This is a genomic window from Bacillus sp. JZ34, from assembly GCF_053903205.1.
This window is the reverse complement of sequence record NZ_CP096403.1, coordinates 3,475,640-3,492,429: the sequence shown is the minus strand read 5'-3', so window position 1 is coordinate 3,492,429 and position 16,790 is coordinate 3,475,640. Positions and strand designations below refer to the sequence as shown.

Sequence of the window (16,790 nt, the reverse complement as noted above, 5' to 3'; positions counted from 1 at the left end):
GCTACGATAAAGGAACAAAAGGAGGAGAATCATGGGTAACGCAGTACATGACAAAGAACAGCAAGTCAATTATTTAAAAAACAGATTGGATATGTTTATGTCAGTCATCGATTCTTTAGACCCGGAATCGACCGACCTTGAAGATATTGACAGACTGATCAGCATGCTCGACGACTTGGAAGCCAAATACGAGCGCTTTAAAAAAGACTGGAAATAAAACCGCCGCATTCTTTGCCGCGGTTTTTTTGTTTTCCAAGTGTTGCTTGGTATGAAAAGCTCAGCCCTTCTGCACAATAAGAAAAAATAAAACTGGGAGCGAGAAGATGATGAAACGATTCTATGCCTTATGCTGCGGATTCCTGCTGATGCTGGCCTTCAGCGGCAATGCTGAAGCGATTTCCAACAAGGCGATCCATTGGGGCTTTTCAAAAAGCAAAAACCATCGGCCGGCAGATGCGGGACAAGAGCTGAACAGCCTTTTGCAGCAGTACGACGCCTTTTATTTGGGCAACACAAAGGAAAAAACGATCTATTTGACCTTTGATAACGGCTATGAAAACGGCTACACCCCTAAGGTGCTTGATGTTCTGAAAAAACAAAACGTCAAAGCTGCCTTTTTTGTAACGGGCCATTTTGTCAAAGATCAGCCGGAGCTGATCAAGCGAATGGCCGAGGAAGGACATATCATCGGGAATCATTCCTATCACCATCCGGATCTCACGACGAAAACAAGCCGCGTGATACAAGAGGAATTGGAATCGGTCGATGAGGAGGTTTACAAAATCACAGGCGAAAAAAACAACCTCTACCTGAGGCCGCCTCGGGGCGTTTTCAGCGAGCGGGTGCTTGCAGAAACGAAAAAGCTCGGTTATCAAACGGTATTCTGGTCTGTTGCTTTTGTCGATTGGAAAATCAATGCCCAAAAAGGGTGGCGCTATGCGTACGACAATATGATGAAACAGGCCCATCCCGGCGCCGTCTATTTGCTTCACACCGTCTCGAAAGACAATGCCGAAGCGCTTGATCAGGCGATCACCGACTTAAAAAAAGAAGGCTATACATTTAAAAGCCTTGATGACCTGATGTTTGAAAAATCTATGATGCTAAAGCCCTTTTGAAAGAAATGCCCCGGACGCTGAGACGGGGTTTTTGCTTTGAGCGGAAAAGTTGATGGTTCAGGCTCTTTTATTTCCCCTAGTCAATTCCATAGAATAAAAATCCATTCTATATACATATATTACTAGATTTAAAAAGAAAATAGGTATATCATTGATAGTGAAGGGGGAATTACCATGTCAAAATTAGTAAAATCAGTCACATCGCCTAAAAAATTTATTACAGGAAAACGACTCCTTGAGAACTTGAACGATTACATTGAAGATTATGGTGATCACGCATATATCATTTGCGATGAATTCATTTTGGGACGCGCTCAAAAAGAAGCGGGGAATTCGATTCAGAAAGCCGGCAATCAAGCTGTTTTTGAAAAATTCAATTACGAATGCACACAGGAAGAAATCGATCGTAACCGGGAGCTTGCACGCAATGCAGGCGCTAATATCATCGTTGGGATCGGCGGGGGAAAAACGCTTGATACAGCAAAGGCCACCGCTTATTACGAGAAGCTGCCGGTTGTGATTTTCCCGACAATTGCTTCAACAGATGCTCCATGTACGGCCCTTGCTGTCATTTATAAACATGACGGATCGTTTGATCGATATCTGTTTTTGCCGACGAACCCAGATGTCGTTCTCGCGGATTCTGACATTTTGGCATCCGCGCCGCCGCGCTTTTTCGCAGCCGGTATCGGAGACGCCTTGGCGACGTATTTTGAAGCGCGCGCCTGCTTTAAAGCAAACGGCGACAACCTCGTGCTGATGAAGCCTTCAACAACTGGATTGGGACTTGCCCGCCTTTGCTATGATACGCTATTGGAAAACGGCGTAAAAGCGATGCAGGCGATCAAGCATGGCGTTTCTACACGCGCCGTTGAAGACACAATTGAAGCGACCATCTATTTAAGCGGCGTCGGCGCCGAATCAGGCGGTCTTGCCGCCGCACATGCGATCCACAATGGAATGACAGCCGTTCCTTCTCTGCACAGAGCTCAGCACGGCGAAAAAGTCACGTTCGGCCTTTTGGCACAGCTCGTTCTTGAAAACGCGCCGGCCGAAGAGCTGGAGACCGTGATTGACTTTATTAAAGGCGTCGGTCTGCCGTTGACATTAAAAGACCTCGGAGTCGACGAATTTGTCGAAGAAGAATGGCGCCAAGTCGCTCAAAGCGCTTGCGCAGAAGGCGACACAATGGGCAACATGCCGTTCCCAGTCACCCCTGACGATGTCTACAATGCGATCGTCGCCGCCAACGCGATTGCAGAATCTTATCGCGATTAATAGACGAAAAGCCGCTTCCGTGAAGGAGCGGCTTTTTTCTTTGAGGTTTGTCTATTAGTTTGTGAAGCGGCTGTTTGCAGTTCGTTTTTTCTGTATACCTTTTACTTCTAAACCTTCTCTTCCATGTAATATTTTTAAAAGTTTCCAAAAGCGTGCTGCTTGACTCGAGTGAAGTCGCTCATTTCACCACTTCAACCTTCATCCTCGGCTCTTCTTCTATCCCTGATTCATACACATCCTCATTTCCCGGAGCCTTAAAGGTGACGCTGTACGTCTCTTGTGAATGCGGAGACAGTTCCAGCTCTTCCGGCTGAAAGTCAAATTCGCTCGTTATATCAGGGATGAGCTGGATGCGTTCGGTCTTTTTTCCGTAATTGTTCACTTTCACCTCACAGTCCATGTTTCCTTCCTCCATATCGCTCTGATAGCTGCAAGTGCTTCTCTTTTTCATATATTCCACGGCATCATCGCCTTGTGCATTCCATTTTTGAAAGAGCATCAGCTGTTCTGTGACCAGCGGGTAAAATACTGAAATGCCGATAATAAACAAAAACAGCTTAAAGCGGATCCACGGTACTTCATAATAATGGCGCCACGCCATAATGAAGCCGATGATGAGCATCAACATGCAGATCAGAACCACTAAATTGCGGAAAGGCAGTCTGAAAAAGTCCGAAAGCGCGTCTGCAGCAGACACGCTTTGATGATTCTCGGCGCTAATCAACAAGCCGAGAACGATCAAGAAGATGCCGACAAGCCCTGTATGTACCTTCATTTCTTTCCCCCCCTCAGTTATAGAAATAGTCGAATAGAGAGGAAAAAGGTTTCCGGTTTTACTTGAAAATGTCAAACCATCCTTTATGCCGGAACCAGAAGATCATGCCGGCGACAACGGCTCCCATCATGCCGAGGATGAAAAAATAGCCGTAGCGCCAATGCAGTTCAGGCATGTTGTCAAAGTTCATGCCGTACACACCGGCAATGAAGGTGAGCGGAATAAAAATCGTTGAGACGATCGTCAGCGTCATCATAATGGCGTTCATCCGGTTGGAGTTGAGCGTCTGGTAGCTGTCCCTTAAATCGGCGGTCATGTCGCGGTTGTTTTCGACGATTTCGGTCAGCTTCAAGAGGTGGTCGTAAATGTCGCTGTAATACGCTTTTCGTTCGCGGTTTTCTTTTGAGATTTCAATGTTTAAAATCCGGTAAAGCAAATCCCGCATCGGAATGATTGTTTTCCTAAGCTTTAGAAGGTCGCTCCGGATATCAAACACTTCATTCATCAGCGTTCCATACGTTTTTCTGCTGTCGCTTTCAGCAATTTCATTGAGGCGGTCTTCTATTTTGTAAAGAATCGGGAAATATTCGTCCACAAGCAGATCCATGACCATATAGGCGATATGGCTCGGTCCTTTTTTCCACAACTCGCTGTTTTCCGAAAGCTGTCTTCTTACTTTTTCAATAACGTCTGAACGATGAAAGTGAAATGTGACGATAAAATCTTTTCCAACGAATAAGTCAACTTCTTCAGACGCCAGCGTCCTTTGATTCAACGCGTGTATGACGAAAAAAAGATATTCTTCGTATTGATCAAGCTTCGGACGCTGCAAATGATGAACGCAGTCCTCAACTGCTAAAGGGTGAAAGTGAAACTGGCTTTTGAGTAAAGAGACTTCTTCATCCGAAGGCTGATCGAAGTCCGTCCAGTACCACTCAATATCTTGATCTGTCAGCCTTTCTGCTTTGATGTCGGTAGATAAAAGTTTTCCGTCCTTTGTCATCGCAAAATGTTTAATCATCGGCACCCCTCCGCTTCCATAGGATGCTGCGATGCCCTGTGATTCATTCGGTGAAAAAATAAAATGTTGTTCTTTTTTAAGAGAATTTGAAACATGGTATACTGTGGACAAAGAAGAAAAAGGGATGGGAAGCGATGTGGAAGGAAACTGTAAGCGTATCACCGCCGTATCATTTTGACCGCGTCTTGGACAGGCTTTCGCTTGATCCGCTCAATGCGGTCAACCTCGACAAAAGGGAGGTCAAGCTGCCGCTCCGCAATCAAAACAAAGAGCCCCGGATTGTCGCTGTGCAGGCGACGGGAACTGTCGAAGCCCCGGCGTTTGCCGTCAGCGGTACAGACGATCGAGACGCCATGATGAAAGAAGTGAAACGGATCTTCAGATGGGAGGAAAGTCTTCAGCCTGTACTGGATCACTTTTCACAATCAAGCTTGTCATCAATTTTCGCAGAGCATGCCGGAACGCCGCTGGTGCTCGATTTTCATTTGTATCATTGCTTGATGAAATGCATGATCCACCAGCAGCTTAATCTGTCTTTTGCTTATACGCTCACAGAGCGGTTCGTTCACACTTTTGGAGAGCAAAAGGACGGGGTCTGGTTTTATCCGCTTCCCGAAACGATTGCACAGCTCGACTATAACGACTTGCGCGAACTTCAGTTCAGCATGCGGAAGGCTGAATACGTCATCGATACATCAAGAATGATCGCAGACGGCCGTTTAAATCTTGATGAGCTTGATCAATTATCAGATGAAGATATTATGGAAAAGCTGGTGAAAATAAGAGGCATCGGCCCGTGGACCGTCCAAAACGTTCTGCTGTTCGGACTCGGCCGTCCCAATCTGTTTCCGGCCGCCGATATCGGCATCCAAAATGCCATCAAACGCCATTTTGGCTTAAACGATAAACCGACAAAAGAACAAATGCTTGAAATGAGCAAAGAATGGCACCCTTATTTAAGCTATGCTTCCTTGTATTTATGGAGGAGCATTGAGTAGAAATGGAGAGAACATCAGTGAAACGTGACAAAAAAGGATCATCAGCAGAATTAAAAGTCGGACAGCAATTTCCGCTGACGATCAAGCGCCTCGGCATCAATGGCGAAGGCGTCGGCTACTTCAAGAAAAAAGTCGTCTTCGTCCCCGGCGCACTGCCGGGTGAAGAAGTCGTCGTCGAGGCGACAAAGGTTCATCCGAAATTTTCCGAAGGGCGGGTCAAAAAGGTGCGCAAGCGTTCAGAGCACCGCGTCAAGCCGCCCTGCATCATCTATGAGCAATGCGGGGGCTGCCAGCTCCAGCATCTGGCTTATGAAGAGCAGCTGAAAGGAAAACGGGACATCGTCATTCAATCGCTCGAACGGCACACCCGTTTTGACATCGGCAAAATGGACATCAGGCCGACGATCGGCATGGAAAACCCGTGGCACTACCGGAATAAAAGCCAGTTTCAACTCGGGCTTTCGAAAAATGGAAAGATGGTAGCAGGGTTGTACGGCCTTGACTCACACCGGCTTGTCCCGATTACGGAATGCATCGTTCAGCATCCGGCGACGAACAAAACGACACAAACCGTCAAGCAGATTCTTGAAGACTTCGGCATTTCCGTCTACAACGAACGGAAGCGAACGGGCGACGTCCGCACGATCGTGACGAGGGTCGGCTTTGAGACGGGGGAAGTGCAGGTTGTCATTGTCACGTCAAAAGAAGACCTGCCGCGCAAGGAGCTCATTGCAGAAGAAATCAAAAAGCGTCTGCCTGAAGTGACATCCGTGATTCAAAACGTCAACAAAGCCAAGACATCGGTTATCTTCGGCGATGATACAAGGCTCCTAGCCGGCAATATGGTCATTCAGGAATTTCTCGGCGAGGTTACGTTTGAGCTGAGCGCCCGCGCTTTTTTTCAGCTTAATCCGATCCAGACGGTCAAGCTGTATGACGAAGTGAAAAAAGCGGCGAAACTGAGCGGGCGCGAAAAAGTCGTCGATGCCTACTGCGGCGTCGGCACAATCGGAATGTGGATCGCCGACGGAGCAAAAGAAATCCGCGGCATGGACGTTATCAAAGAATCGATCGATGACGCCAACCAAAATGCCAAAAAGCACGGAATTGATAATGCGCGTTATGTCACAGGAACGGCGGAGCACTGGCTGCCGAAATGGACTAAAGAAGGCTTCAGGCCTGACGTCGTCATCGTCGATCCGCCAAGAACTGGCTGTGACCGCACCTTCCTTGATACGATCAGGCAGGTTAAGCCGAAGCGGTTCGTTTATGTCTCATGCAATCCGTCAACACTTGCGAAAGATTTGCAGTACTTAGCGAAGGATTACCATGTCGAATACATTCAGCCTGTCGATATGTTTCCGCAGACGGCGCACGTCGAATCGGTCGTATCGCTGAAGCTGAAATAAAACGCCTTTTTAAAGGCGTTTTTTAGCGGAACCAAAAGGGGGGACATATGATGAAAAGACTCTGCATCATCCCGTGCGGGGCGAAGAAAATCTGGGATGTCGATCCGGGCATCGGCCCGTCCGCCGCAAAGGATGTCTATCTGAGTCCGTTTCATCGGGCGTGCGGCGCATATGCGCAGACGTTTTTTGCGGATTGGGTGATTCTTTCAGCAAAACACGGTTTTTTAAAACCGGAAGATATCGTTCCTGAAAACTATGATGTCACATTCGGGATGGACCACCCGGAGATTATGGCGGATGATGAGCTGAAGGCGCAAGGTGAACGGAAAAACTTGATGGATTATGACGAAATCGTTATGCTCGGCGGGAAAAAATACAGGCCTGTTTTGAGGAACGTGTTTGGCAGCCGCCAGCAGATCACTTACCCGCTGGCGGGCTATCGGGGAATCGGCTATATGCTGCAGGCGCTGAAGCGGGCTGTCGATGAAGGCCGGGAGCTTAGTGAACCTGAAAACAACTGAAGAGAAAGTGAGTTTTTTAAAATCGCTGGCGGGTTTGCCTAAATAAGGGCAGGGCATGATCTGGAAGGCATTTGTTTGGCGGCTGGGATATCTGGAGGCAAAATGAAATATTCATTTTTGCCTCTTTTTTTATGCAATTTTTTGTAACAAAAAGAGGTTCAGCGGTACTAATAAGTGAATGGAAAAATAGCGGCAGCCCAGCCGGGGAGGGGCTTTATGAAGCTTGAGGAAGTCTACAAGAGTATTCAGCCTTCCGTTTATGCCTTTTTCTACGTTAAGACATTTCATAAAGAAACAGCGGAAGATTTAACACAGGAAGTATTTTATCAGGCTGTGAAAGGCTATCATACATTTTCGGGAAAGTCGACAATCAAAACATGGGTGTTTGCGATTGCTAAAAATGTGTTGAAAAAACACTTTCGTTCAGGAGCGTCAAAAGCCGGGACAAACACGATATTTCAGCATGAGGAAGCGGCTTGCTTATCTCCTGAAGAACACCTTCTGAAAACCGAGAAAGAGCGGCGGCTTCTCGAGGAAATCAACCGGCTTGATGAGACTTCAAAGGAAATTGTCACCCTCCGTATCTACGGAGAATTATCATTTAAAGAAATCGGCATGCTCACAGGCAAAACCGAAAACTATGCCAGGGTCGGGTTTCACAGAGCAAAGCTCAAGCTACAGCAAGAAATGGAGGGCTATGATGAAGGATAAGGAACGCAGTGTATTCAAAGATTTGCTTCCTTTATACCATGAGGGGCTGTTAAGCAAAGAGTCGGCTGAATGGATTGAGGAAGCGGCCGAAAACGATGAAGAGCTTCAAAAGCTTTTGAAGATGACGGAGGCCGAGCTTCCGAAGGAGCATATCGAATCGACTGTTCATGAAAGTCAAATGTTTAAAAAAATCAATCGGAAGCTCTCCTTGTACCAATTGATGTTTACAGCCATTTCGTTTTTTCTCGCGATTCACACATCCCTGTTAAATGAGAGCTTCGGCTTTATTTTGTGGTACGCCGTGCTTGGGCTTGCGGTGTACTTGTTTTACCGGGATATGAAACTTGTGATGCTCCTCTCCTTTGCGCCGATTTTCATTTGGGGGATGGGGGATATTCTGGCCGGCTGGGATGCAGCCGACGGTACAGGGGTTGTGGAGCACCTGCTGTATTCTGTCTTTGGCGCTTTCATGCTTGCTGTTATTCACTGTTTTTTCGCCGCGGCCGGGATGATGATCGGATGGCTGTTCTTAAAGCTGAAAGAAAGTAGTTGATATGATGAAAAAGAAAATCTTGTATAGCGTATTGATCGTGCTGCTCGTTTCTTTTGTGCTTGCCGCATATAACGCCTTCAACGGAAATCCCGTAAGCAAGAAGCTGTCTCAAACGGCGCTTGAGCATTATTTGACTGACCGCTATCCTGAAAAAGACTTGCGGATCGACAGCGGGCTTTATAATTTCAAGTTCTCCGAATATGTATTTGAAGTCACTGATACCGGCGATCAAAAGCGCAAAGATCCCTATCTGTTTTCTTTGAGAGGGTTTGTTCAACCAGAAGTACACACGGACGGTATCTATGAAGAGAACCTCAACGAACCGCTGATGGAGCGGCTTGGAGAAGAAGCCGGAAAAGAAATCAAAACGTTTTTATCGAAAAGCATAAACCATCTGAAAGACGTTGACGTGCATGTGGAAGTATTAAAAGGAAAGCTGAAAGAGGACGCAAAATGGGAGAAAAGCCTCCGCTTAGAGCGGCCGATGGAGATTCATATTTTACTTGATGCCGCAAATGCCGACCGAAAAGACGTATACAAAACGGCGCAAAAGATTCAGCGCCTGTTGAATGAAGAAAGGTACGACTATGAAAGCGTGACGATTAATGCCAACATTTTTGAGGGGGAAGATATCAAAGACGACGAGACCGGCTATGTCAAATACAGCACCTTCTTTGAAAAAAATACGGATACCAGGCTGAAGGATGTTGAGGAGCTAAATGAGTAGCGATCCATCCTTCAGTCTGAAAGGTTTGATCAGATGTGCAAACCGCCGCAGAAAGCGGCGGTTATCTGTTTAATATAAGTGTCTTTAGCGACTTTTTGAAACCGGCCGTCAGCCAATGCGCCAGAAGAGAAGTATCCGTATAAAGATGACAGAAAAGCGAAGGCCTGTGAATCCGCATCTCCCTTTTTCATCAGGCTTTTGTCCTGCATCGTTTGAAAGTAGTCTGTTAAATAACGAAGGAGTTCTTCCATATGCTTTAACAGAGAACCGAAAAGATCAGTCATCCTTCCGCCGTCTTGAACAGCGATAAGGTAGAGGGGCTTGTTTTTTTCCATATGAAGCAAATACGATTCTGCAATCAATGTTAAGTCATTCTCCAGGTTCCAAGTGATATCATTTTCAAATACGCGCTGAAAGGCTGGTATATAAGAAAATTGCTGAACGGCCGCTTCCAAAAGTCCGAGCTTTGTGTTGAAGTGGCGATAGACCGTCATCTCGCTGACGCCTGAATGGAGCGCGATATCCTTTACCGTCACCGACTTGAAACCGTATTTTTGCATTAAGTCTAAAGCAGCAGATATGATCCGTTCGTTCGTCTCTTGCAAAGGTGTTTACCCCCATTTTATGATAGTTAGTAGTAACTAACACCAGTCTAATCAGGCGCTGAATTGATGTCAACCCGTTTCAAAAAGGATAAAAAGGAGTTTTAATCATGAAAAATATTTTAATCGTCAATTTTCCGGCGGAAGGGCATGTCAATCCTACATTAGGGATCACCAAAGCATTTGCTGACAGAGGCGACAATGTGCACTATCTTTCAACAGAAAAGTATAAAGACAGGCTGGAGGGCGTCGGGGCTACCGTCCATTTATACGAAGATCTGGTGAGAAACGCGCATATTGATCCGAATTCACCGTCCGGCCTTCTTGAATTTTTAAAAATTCATCTCAAAACCTCGCTGTATATTTTAGACATTGTAAAAGAGCTGTCCAAAAGCATTTCGTTCGATGCCGTGTATTATGACACATTCGGTGCGGGTGAATTGGTCAGGGATTATTTGAACATTTCGGGAATCGCTTCGTCGGCTTCATTTCTCTTCGGACAAGAACATATGAAGATTCTGCCGCTGCATCCGGATTCAGGCGCGGAGCTGCAATTGGATAAAGAATGTGAAGACATGCTTAGTGAACTGAAAGAAAAGTACGGCGTCTCACCTAGGCATACAGGACAGTTTATGAGCAATCAGGCGGAGCTGACGGTTGTGTATACAAGCCGGTATTTTCAGCCTGACAGCGACCGTTTTGGGGATGATGTGCTGTTTATCGGTCCACGTTTTCCGAAGCGTCTGGACAAGACCGATTTTCCGATAGAATCGTTAAAGAATGAGAAAGTCATTTATATTTCAATGGGAACCGTACTTGGTAAAACTGAGGATTTTTTCAATATGTGCATCGATGCATTCCGTGATTTCGACGGCAAGGTTGTCATCGCCGCCGGCGAAAAGTCGAACTACGCGGATATAAAAGAAGTGCCGGAGCATTTTATCATTGCACCGTATGTGCCGCAATTAGAAGTGCTTAAAGAAGCCGATGTGTTCATCACCCACGGCGGCATGAACAGCGTCAATGAAGGCATTCATTACCGTGTCCCGATGGTCGTGCTCCCGCATGATAAAGATCAGCCGATGATCGCCCAGCGCCTGAAAGAACTGAATGCTGGATATCCGCTGTTTACAGAAGAGGTCAATGCTGAAAGATTAAGAGATGCAGCAGAACAAGTACTCACTGACGAAAAATATCAGGAAGGTATTCAAAAAATTGATGAAAGCTTCAGCAACTGCATGGACATGAAAGACGCATTAGCGCGCATTGATGAATATACTGCGCGGAAATCGCTGCAGCCTTAATAGAAAGCCCAGCCGCTTTACCAAGCGGCTTCAGCGTGTCGACAAACCCTCGCATTCGTTGTCAGGCCTGCGCGTCGGTGCTCACGAATTCCAACATTCGCTGTGCTCCGATGCTCGGCCTTCCTAGACTGCAAGGGTTTTCAATCACGCTGAAAGGATGACAAAATCCCAAAACTAAAAGTCGTTTTGGGATTTTGTCAACAATCTGAAGCCGCTTTACCAAGCGGCTTTTTTTTATGCATAAACTCCGCAAAACAGATAAAAATAGAATGAATCATAGATCAGAAAGGATGTTGCATGATGCGCAAACTGTGCGTTTGCCTGCTTCTCGTCATTCCGCTGTCATGTACGGCTGTCATGTCTTCTGCCTACGGGGAAACACGCGTTTATCAAGAGTTGACCGACAAGCAAAAAAATGAACTGGCTTCTTTGCAAAAGGACATTGTGGAAAAGAAAAAACAGCTGATCAATAAGTATGTGGAGTACGGAATCCTTGATCAGGAGAGGGGTAAAGAAATCAAATCTCATATTGAGAAGCGCTATGAAAAAGAGCGGGAAAACGGGTTTCTGCCAAAGTTGAGGCACCAAGAAGAAAAGTTTCACAAGCATCATATTCATTAAACTGAAATAGACGGCGCCTCATTTTCTTCGTGACAAAAGTGTAAAGACAGGTGTAAACTAATACTCATGTAAACTGCTAAGAGAGTAAAGAGGTGTAGTGAGTATGAAGAAGAACCGTCCTGTTTCAGAGCGCAGACTGCTTGGCATCGCCGGTCTCGGCTGGCTTTTTGATGCTATGGACGTTGGCATATTATCGTTTATTATCGCCGCTTTGCACGTGGAATGGAAGTTGACGCCGCAGGAGATGAGCTGGATCGGCAGCGTCAACTCAATCGGCATGGCAGTCGGGGCGTTTGTCTTTGGCCTTTTGGCTGACCGTGTCGGAAGAAAATACGTTTTTATGATTACGCTGCTGTTTTTCTCGATCGGCAGCGGGTTATCCGCTTTGACGACGACATTGTGGGCATTTTTAGTCCTGCGCTTTTTCGTCGGTATGGGGCTTGGCGGAGAGCTTCCAGTCGCATCTACGCTCGTATCCGAAACGGTTGCGCCGGAGCGGAGGGGAAGAGTCGTCGTCCTGCTCGAAAGTTTCTGGGCATTCGGCTGGCTGGCCGCAGCGCTCATTTCGTATTTTATTATTCCGGCCTACGGCTGGCAGGTTGCTTTATTAATAACCGCGATACCGGCTATTTACGCCTTATATTTGCGGATCGCCCTGCCGGATTCTCCGAAATATGAGAAGCTTTCGCAGGAAAGGAAGCCGACCGTCGTGGAAAATGTGAAAAACGTCTGGTCCCGCAAATATGCCCGGCCTACGGCCATGCTGTGGATTGTCTGGTTTTGCGTTGTCTTTTCCTACTACGGCATGTTTCTTTGGCTGCCGAGCGTCATGGTGATGAAAGGATTCAGCATGATCCAGAGCTTTGAGTACGTCTTGATCATGACGCTGGCTCAACTGCCCGGCTATTTCTCCGCGGCATGGCTGATTGAAAAAGCCGGCCGGAAAATGGTGCTTACCGTCTACTTGTTAGGGACGGCTGTCAGCGCCTACTTCTTCGGATCGGCTGAATCGCTGGCGCTTCTGCTTGCGTCAGGTATGTTTTTATCGTTTTTCAACCTTGGTGCCTGGGGCGCGCTTTATGCTTATACGCCTGAACAATACCCGACATCAATCAGGGGGACCGGCGCAGGAATGGCAGCCGGCTTTGGCCGAATCGGCGGCATCCTGGGCCCGCTTCTTGTCGGCTATCTCGTCGCCCGGGGAACAGAGATTTCAATGATCTTTTTGATCTTCTGCGTCGCCGTTATTGCGGCTGTCGCGGCGATCTTCTTTTTGGGGACGGAGACGAAGCAGAAAGAGCTTGCCTAATGTCCGAATTCTCCTTCATAATGGACGGGACGCGAGAATTTGGAAAGAGTTGATTGAATTGAAAAAGAAAGCCATCATTACTGGTCTCTCGTTGTTGATTCTTGTGACAGGCTGTTATGTGTATAACGCCTTTTACGGAAATCCGTTCAGGCTGAACAAAAGCTATCGGCATACTTGCAGGAAGCACACGCCGGTGAAACCTTAAATATGAAAGGGAGCTCCTATAATTTCAAGTTTGCTGAATACCTTTTTCGTGTGTCAGATGAGCGGAATGATGAGTACATTTTCAGCGTGAAAGGCGGATTGCACCCGGCTGTCACAAACGATGGCATCAAAGAAGCCAGACAGGAAAAGACGAGAGCCAGAATAAGCAAAGAAGCCTCAAATGAGATCAAGAGAGAGCTTGAAAAAAAGCTGAAAAACGTAATTGACGTCCAAGTTTCTCTATCAGGAAACTATGATGTCAATACAAATTGGAAAAAACTGAAGCAAACAGAACCGATCGCTGTTACAGTTACCTTGAATTCAGGCCGGGACGGCCGGAGGCAGGTCTATGACCAGGCAAAAGTGGTGAAAAAGTTATTGAGCGGCTACCATTATGAAAACATTGAGATTGACAGTATGGGCTTAGACGGGGAAGACCGGCCAGGCTATGTGAAGTACAGTGTGCATGTTTTAAAGGACCGTGCGATAGCCATTGAAGATGTAGAGAAGACGCTTTAACGCCTTCTCTTTTTTTATACGGGGGATATATAGGCGGTTTGCACTATTGATGTCCAAGGCCGAAGCGAATAGAATCATATTAAGAACAAATATTGACGGGATTGTTACTGGTAAGGCAGGCAAGACCTAAAATGTGCTAAAGGAACTACAGACCTTAGTGTGCTTTTTTTGCGCCTATCGGCTGATGCTTTCGCATGTTTTAGGTCTTTTTTTATTCCTTTCGCCGGGGGTCTTTGGATGTGATGGCACATTTTTCATTTTGATCGTCTTCTGTTGATTTGATAGGATAGAAAAATTGGAGGAGGTAGATCCGGGTGCTGCATAAAGAGATTGCAAGAGTTCTCTTGCCCCTCATTGGAGGCGCGGAGAATATCATCAGCATCAGCCATTGTACGACAAGGCTGCGCTTCAATGTCAGAGATGAAGAAAAAATCGATATAGCTGCTATTGAAAAGATGGAGTCTGTGCAGGGGACTTTTTTCAGATACGGTTTGTTTCAGATCATTTTCGGTACAGGTGTAGTCAATAAGATTTATAAGGAAATGATTCAATACAGCGATCCGGCTCCTCTTGAAGAAGCCCGGCGGGAGGCGCCGCCAAACATGAACGTATTGACGCGATTTGCCAAAACGCTGTCAGACATCTTTGTGCCGATCATTCCGGCAATCGTTGCGAGCGGATTGCTCATGGGTCTCATCAGTGTGCTTAAAGAATTCAGCCTCGGCGCTTATGGCGGCCCGCTGATGAAAATGCTCGATATTTTTTCAAGCTCAGCGTTTGTCATTTTGCCTGTGCTGATCGGGTTCAGTGCGGCTAAACAGTTTGGAGCGAATCCGTTTTTAGGCGCTGTCATCGGCGGAATTCTGACCCATCCCGATTTACTCGATCCTTCATTGCTCGGCAGCCAAAAGCCGGAATCCGTCGAAGTATTCGGCCTTGAAGTCCCTTTGATCGGATACCAGGGGACAGTCATACCGATTCTCTTATCCGTCTACATAATGAGCAAAATCGAAAAATTCTTAAAAAGAATCGTCCCCCGTTCTTTAGATTTGCTTGTCGCACCGTTTATTACAGTTATGGCTTCCGGATTTGCCGCGCTGTTTATCATGGGGCCGCTCTCACTGATCATCGCTCATTTCGTAAGCGACTGTCTCGGGTTTGTTTATCATTTTGCGGGGGCCTGCGCCGGATTTTTATTTGGCGGGCTTTACTCCTTACTCGTTTTGAGCGGCCTGCACCATAGTTTTTATGTGATTGAAGCGTCGCTGCTTGCAGATCCCGAATATGGGGTCAATTTTCTGCTTCCAATATGGTCGATGGCCAATGTCGCGCAGGGAGGAGCGGGGCTCGCCGTATTTTTGAAAACAAAGAATGCCGCTATCAGAAAGATTGCGATTCCGGCTTCTCTCACCGCTTTTTTGGGAATCGTCGAACCTGTCATGTTTGGCGTCAATCTGAAGCTCGCGAGACCGTTTATCGGCGCATCGATCGGAGGCGCCATCGGAGGGGCATACGCCGTCTTCACACACGTTGCGGCAAACTCTTACGGATTGTCCGGCATCCCGATGATTTCAATCATTCTCCCTCTTGGCACCGCCAATCTCATTCATTATTTAATCGCTTTTGCGATTGCGGTGATTTCAGCATTCATTGCGACTTTGTGTCTTGGCTTTAAAGATGAAAAAGAATAATTCCGTTTTCATTCATTAAAACAGGATGAAAGGAAGGCAGCTATGAAAGTAAAAAAAATCTTAAATAACAATGCGCTCGTCGTCAAGGATGGCGGCGAGGAAAAGATCGTATTAGGTTCCGGAATCGCATTTCAAAAAAAGAAGAATGATATTGTCGATAGATCTAAAATTGAAAAAATATTTGTGATGAAAGATTCAACAGAATACCGCCAATTCGAGGAGATCTTAAAAACGTTGCCGGAAGATCATATTCAGGTGGCGGAGGACATTATTTCTCATGCGGAAAAAGAGCTCGGGATCAAAATCAATGAGCGAATCCATGTCGCTTTTTCAGATCATTTATCATTCGCGATAGAACGGTTAAGCAAGGGAATGGTCATTAAAAATCCGCTGCTTCAGGAAGTTAAAGTCCTCTATACGAAAGAATTTCAAATCGGCCGCTGGGCAAAGGCCCTCATTAAAGATAAGCTGAAGATCGATATTCCGGAGGATGAAGTCGCCAATATTGCGCTTCATATTCATACAGCGAAAACAAACGCGGGAGATATGACAAAAACGCTCGATCTCACAACGATGATCAAGGATATTATCGAGATTATCGAAGATAAACTCAACATTAAAATAAAGGATGAGACGATTTCGTATGAGCGGCTTGTCAACCATCTCCGTTTCGCCATTCAGCATATTGAATCGGGAGAGACATTTTACGAAATGGATGGTGAAATGATCAGCCTCATTAAAAAGAAGTTTGGACAAGCGTTTATGTGCGCAGAAGAAATCGGGGCATTTGTGAAGCGGGAGTATGGCTTTGAATTTCCGGAAAAAGAGCTGTGCTATATTACCATGCATATTCAGAGATTTTATCAGCGGTCTGCTGTTGTGTAAAGAATGCCTGTGTTTAAGACAAAACGGAGCCCTGTTATCGGGCTCCGTTTTTGTTTAAGGTTTCAATTTCCGTTAAAACCGAATTTTCGATTAGAAATCCTTTTACATTGACGTGCGAAGGGATTAACGGGTGCTGTCGGATGGAGGCGACGCTTTTTTGGACGCCTTCGGCCGCATTTTCGCTCGGTGACAGCCATTCATCGATGCTGCCGTACGGAAATTCCGGACTGCAGTTTTGGAAAAGGTACTCTAAAGTTTGCATTCTATCGCTTAAATCTTTGTTTCTATTTAAAAGGTCAGAAATATCTTTATCTGCCGTTTGCTCGTATTTATCGCGGACAATCCAAATTTCTTCCGCTTTGTTCCGGTGGACAAGGGTAATGATATCCCTCATCATATCACCGTAGGGCTGTGAAATATCAGGGAAGACGCTTTTTAAAACAAGGGCGTTCTCAGGCTGAATATTCCCTGCCCGGCAGATGGTCTGTTCAAGCTGTTTCTCCATTCCGATAATCATCAGTATTTTTTTGTTTTCTTCCATGAC

The 16,790-nt window shown here is 46.2% G+C and carries 19 protein-coding genes; 15 read left to right on the top strand and 4 right to left on the bottom strand.

Annotated features, from left to right (window positions below; genetic code table 11):
• Nucleotides 1-31: 31 nt before the first annotated feature.
• The 3 genes from M1D90_RS17875 to M1D90_RS17865 all read left to right on the top strand — a co-directional run bounded on the left by M1D90_RS17875 (nucleotide 32) and on the right by M1D90_RS17865 (nucleotide 2,396).
• Entirely contained in the window at nucleotides 32-217 is a 186-nt protein-coding gene (locus M1D90_RS17875) for an SE1561 family protein (protein ID WP_003179806.1), read from the top strand.
• A 109-nt stretch (nucleotides 218-326) separates the two neighbouring features.
• Nucleotides 327-1,118, top strand: a complete 792-nt coding sequence (gene pdaA / locus M1D90_RS17870) for a delta-lactam-biosynthetic de-N-acetylase (protein WP_026580652.1) — start codon at nucleotides 327-329, stop codon at nucleotides 1,116-1,118.
• 174 nt (nucleotides 1,119-1,292) lie between these two features.
• The gene (locus M1D90_RS17865) at nucleotides 1,293-2,396 is read left to right on the top strand and encodes a glycerol dehydrogenase (protein ID WP_026580651.1); all 1,104 of its coding nucleotides are present in this window, start codon (nucleotides 1,293-1,295) and stop codon (nucleotides 2,394-2,396) included.
• 178 nt (nucleotides 2,397-2,574) lie between these two features.
• Here the strand turns inward: M1D90_RS17865 and M1D90_RS17860 are convergent, their stop codons facing one another.
• Together M1D90_RS17860 and corA are read right to left on the bottom strand one after the other, a co-directional pair.
• Nucleotides 2,575-3,171, bottom strand: coding sequence for a hypothetical protein (locus M1D90_RS17860; protein ID WP_026580650.1), 597 nt, complete (start codon nucleotides 3,169-3,171; stop codon nucleotides 2,575-2,577).
• Nucleotides 3,172-3,229: 58 nt separating this feature from the next.
• A complete protein-coding gene (corA, locus tag M1D90_RS17855; RefSeq protein WP_026580649.1) occupies nucleotides 3,230-4,192 on the bottom strand; it encodes a magnesium/cobalt transporter CorA in 963 nt (320 codons plus the stop codon).
• 134 nt (nucleotides 4,193-4,326) lie between these two features.
• Here corA and M1D90_RS17850 point away from each other — a divergent pair, with 134 nt between their 5' ends.
• The 6 genes from M1D90_RS17850 to M1D90_RS17825 all read left to right on the top strand — a co-directional run bounded on the left by M1D90_RS17850 (nucleotide 4,327) and on the right by M1D90_RS17825 (nucleotide 9,111).
• Nucleotides 4,327-5,190 carry a DNA-3-methyladenine glycosylase family protein gene (locus tag M1D90_RS17850; RefSeq protein ID WP_026580648.1) on the top strand — a complete coding sequence of 288 codons (864 nt, stop codon included), beginning with the start codon at nucleotides 4,327-4,329 and terminating at the stop codon, nucleotides 5,188-5,190.
• A gap of 2 nt (nucleotides 5,191-5,192) precedes the next feature.
• Nucleotides 5,193-6,599: a 23S rRNA (uracil(1939)-C(5))-methyltransferase RlmD gene (gene rlmD, locus M1D90_RS17845; protein WP_206761258.1), complete on the top strand. Its 1,407-nt coding sequence runs from the start codon at nucleotides 5,193-5,195 to the stop codon at nucleotides 6,597-6,599.
• A 50-nt stretch (nucleotides 6,600-6,649) separates the two neighbouring features.
• On the top strand, nucleotides 6,650-7,120 hold the full coding sequence (locus M1D90_RS17840; RefSeq protein WP_026580647.1) for a DUF6884 domain-containing protein: 471 nt from the start codon (nucleotides 6,650-6,652) through the stop codon (nucleotides 7,118-7,120).
• 216 nt (nucleotides 7,121-7,336) lie between these two features.
• Nucleotides 7,337-7,831 carry an RNA polymerase sigma factor gene (locus M1D90_RS17835; RefSeq protein ID WP_026580646.1) on the top strand — a complete coding sequence of 165 codons (495 nt, stop codon included), beginning with the start codon at nucleotides 7,337-7,339 and terminating at the stop codon, nucleotides 7,829-7,831.
• Complete coding sequence (locus tag M1D90_RS17830; RefSeq protein WP_039073327.1) at nucleotides 7,821-8,384, top strand: hypothetical protein; 564 nt, start codon at nucleotides 7,821-7,823, stop codon at nucleotides 8,382-8,384. The genes M1D90_RS17835 and M1D90_RS17830 overlap by 11 nt, the downstream gene beginning before the upstream one ends.
• A 1-nt stretch (nucleotide 8,385) precedes the next feature.
• A complete protein-coding gene (locus M1D90_RS17825) occupies nucleotides 8,386-9,111 on the top strand; it encodes a YfjL-like protein (protein ID WP_020450584.1) in 726 nt (241 codons plus the stop codon).
• A 29-nt stretch (nucleotides 9,112-9,140) separates the two neighbouring features.
• Here the strand turns inward: M1D90_RS17825 and M1D90_RS17820 are convergent, their stop codons facing one another.
• Nucleotides 9,141-9,716 (bottom strand): TetR/AcrR family transcriptional regulator, encoded by a 576-nt coding sequence (locus M1D90_RS17820; protein ID WP_025810226.1) that lies wholly within the window; start codon nucleotides 9,714-9,716, stop codon nucleotides 9,141-9,143.
• Between the two features lie 107 nt (nucleotides 9,717-9,823).
• Here M1D90_RS17820 and M1D90_RS17815 point away from each other — a divergent pair, with 107 nt between their 5' ends.
• The 6 genes from M1D90_RS17815 (at nucleotide 9,824) to M1D90_RS17790 (ending at nucleotide 16,246) form a co-directional block, all read left to right on the top strand.
• On the top strand, nucleotides 9,824-11,017 hold the full coding sequence (locus tag M1D90_RS17815; RefSeq protein WP_026580645.1) for a macrolide family glycosyltransferase: 1,194 nt from the start codon (nucleotides 9,824-9,826) through the stop codon (nucleotides 11,015-11,017).
• A 300-nt stretch (nucleotides 11,018-11,317) separates the two neighbouring features.
• The gene (locus M1D90_RS17810; RefSeq protein WP_023855883.1) at nucleotides 11,318-11,638 is read left to right on the top strand and encodes a YckD family protein; all 321 of its coding nucleotides are present in this window, start codon (nucleotides 11,318-11,320) and stop codon (nucleotides 11,636-11,638) included.
• Between the two features lie 103 nt (nucleotides 11,639-11,741).
• A complete protein-coding gene (locus M1D90_RS17805) occupies nucleotides 11,742-12,947 on the top strand; it encodes an MFS transporter (protein WP_026580644.1) in 1,206 nt (401 codons plus the stop codon).
• 207 nt (nucleotides 12,948-13,154) lie between these two features.
• The gene (locus M1D90_RS17800) at nucleotides 13,155-13,670 is read left to right on the top strand and encodes a hypothetical protein (RefSeq protein ID WP_026580642.1); all 516 of its coding nucleotides are present in this window, start codon (nucleotides 13,155-13,157) and stop codon (nucleotides 13,668-13,670) included.
• A gap of 314 nt (nucleotides 13,671-13,984) precedes the next feature.
• The gene (locus tag M1D90_RS17795; protein ID WP_020450590.1) at nucleotides 13,985-15,361 is read left to right on the top strand and encodes a sucrose-specific PTS transporter subunit IIBC; all 1,377 of its coding nucleotides are present in this window, start codon (nucleotides 13,985-13,987) and stop codon (nucleotides 15,359-15,361) included.
• A gap of 42 nt (nucleotides 15,362-15,403) precedes the next feature.
• A complete protein-coding gene (locus tag M1D90_RS17790) occupies nucleotides 15,404-16,246 on the top strand; it encodes a PRD domain-containing protein (protein ID WP_020450591.1) in 843 nt (280 codons plus the stop codon).
• Between the two features lie 34 nt (nucleotides 16,247-16,280).
• On the opposite strand, the gene M1D90_RS17785 is transcribed toward M1D90_RS17790, so the two are convergent.
• Nucleotides 16,281-16,787 (bottom strand): carbonic anhydrase, encoded by a 507-nt coding sequence (locus tag M1D90_RS17785; RefSeq protein WP_026580640.1) that lies wholly within the window; start codon nucleotides 16,785-16,787, stop codon nucleotides 16,281-16,283.
• Nucleotides 16,788-16,790: the final 3 nt, after the last annotated feature.

Bases quoted from the DNA above. Each gene is read 5' to 3' on its own strand.
- M1D90_RS17810 (WP_023855883.1), top strand. From the start codon at position 11,318: ATGCGCAAACTGTGCGTTTGCCTGCTTCTCGTCATTCCGCTGTCATGT.
- pdaA (WP_026580652.1), top strand. From the start codon at position 327: ATGAAACGATTCTATGCCTTATGCTGCGGATTCCTGCTGATGCTGGCC.
- M1D90_RS17805 (WP_026580644.1), top strand. From the start codon at position 11,742: ATGAAGAAGAACCGTCCTGTTTCAGAGCGCAGACTGCTTGGCATCGCC.
- rlmD (WP_206761258.1), top strand. From the start codon at position 5,193: ATGGAGAGAACATCAGTGAAACGTGACAAAAAAGGATCATCAGCAGAA.
- M1D90_RS17815 (WP_026580645.1), top strand. From the start codon at position 9,824: ATGAAAAATATTTTAATCGTCAATTTTCCGGCGGAAGGGCATGTCAAT.
- M1D90_RS17860 (WP_026580650.1), bottom strand. From the start codon at position 3,171: ATGAAGGTACATACAGGGCTTGTCGGCATCTTCTTGATCGTTCTCGGC.
- corA (WP_026580649.1), bottom strand. From the start codon at position 4,192: ATGATTAAACATTTTGCGATGACAAAGGACGGAAAACTTTTATCTACC.
- M1D90_RS17785 (WP_026580640.1), bottom strand. From the start codon at position 16,787: ATGGAAGAAAACAAAAAAATACTGATGATTATCGGAATGGAGAAACAG.
- M1D90_RS17800 (WP_026580642.1), top strand. From the start codon at position 13,155: ATGAAAGGGAGCTCCTATAATTTCAAGTTTGCTGAATACCTTTTTCGT.
- M1D90_RS17850 (WP_026580648.1), top strand. From the start codon at position 4,327: ATGTGGAAGGAAACTGTAAGCGTATCACCGCCGTATCATTTTGACCGC.
- M1D90_RS17790 (WP_020450591.1), top strand. From the start codon at position 15,404: ATGAAAGTAAAAAAAATCTTAAATAACAATGCGCTCGTCGTCAAGGAT.
- M1D90_RS17830 (WP_039073327.1), top strand. From the start codon at position 7,821: ATGAAGGATAAGGAACGCAGTGTATTCAAAGATTTGCTTCCTTTATAC.
- M1D90_RS17865 (WP_026580651.1), top strand. From the start codon at position 1,293: ATGTCAAAATTAGTAAAATCAGTCACATCGCCTAAAAAATTTATTACA.
- M1D90_RS17835 (WP_026580646.1), top strand. From the start codon at position 7,337: ATGAAGCTTGAGGAAGTCTACAAGAGTATTCAGCCTTCCGTTTATGCC.
- M1D90_RS17825 (WP_020450584.1), top strand. From the start codon at position 8,386: ATGATGAAAAAGAAAATCTTGTATAGCGTATTGATCGTGCTGCTCGTT.
- M1D90_RS17875 (WP_003179806.1), top strand. From the start codon at position 32: ATGGGTAACGCAGTACATGACAAAGAACAGCAAGTCAATTATTTAAAA.
- M1D90_RS17840 (WP_026580647.1), top strand. From the start codon at position 6,650: ATGAAAAGACTCTGCATCATCCCGTGCGGGGCGAAGAAAATCTGGGAT.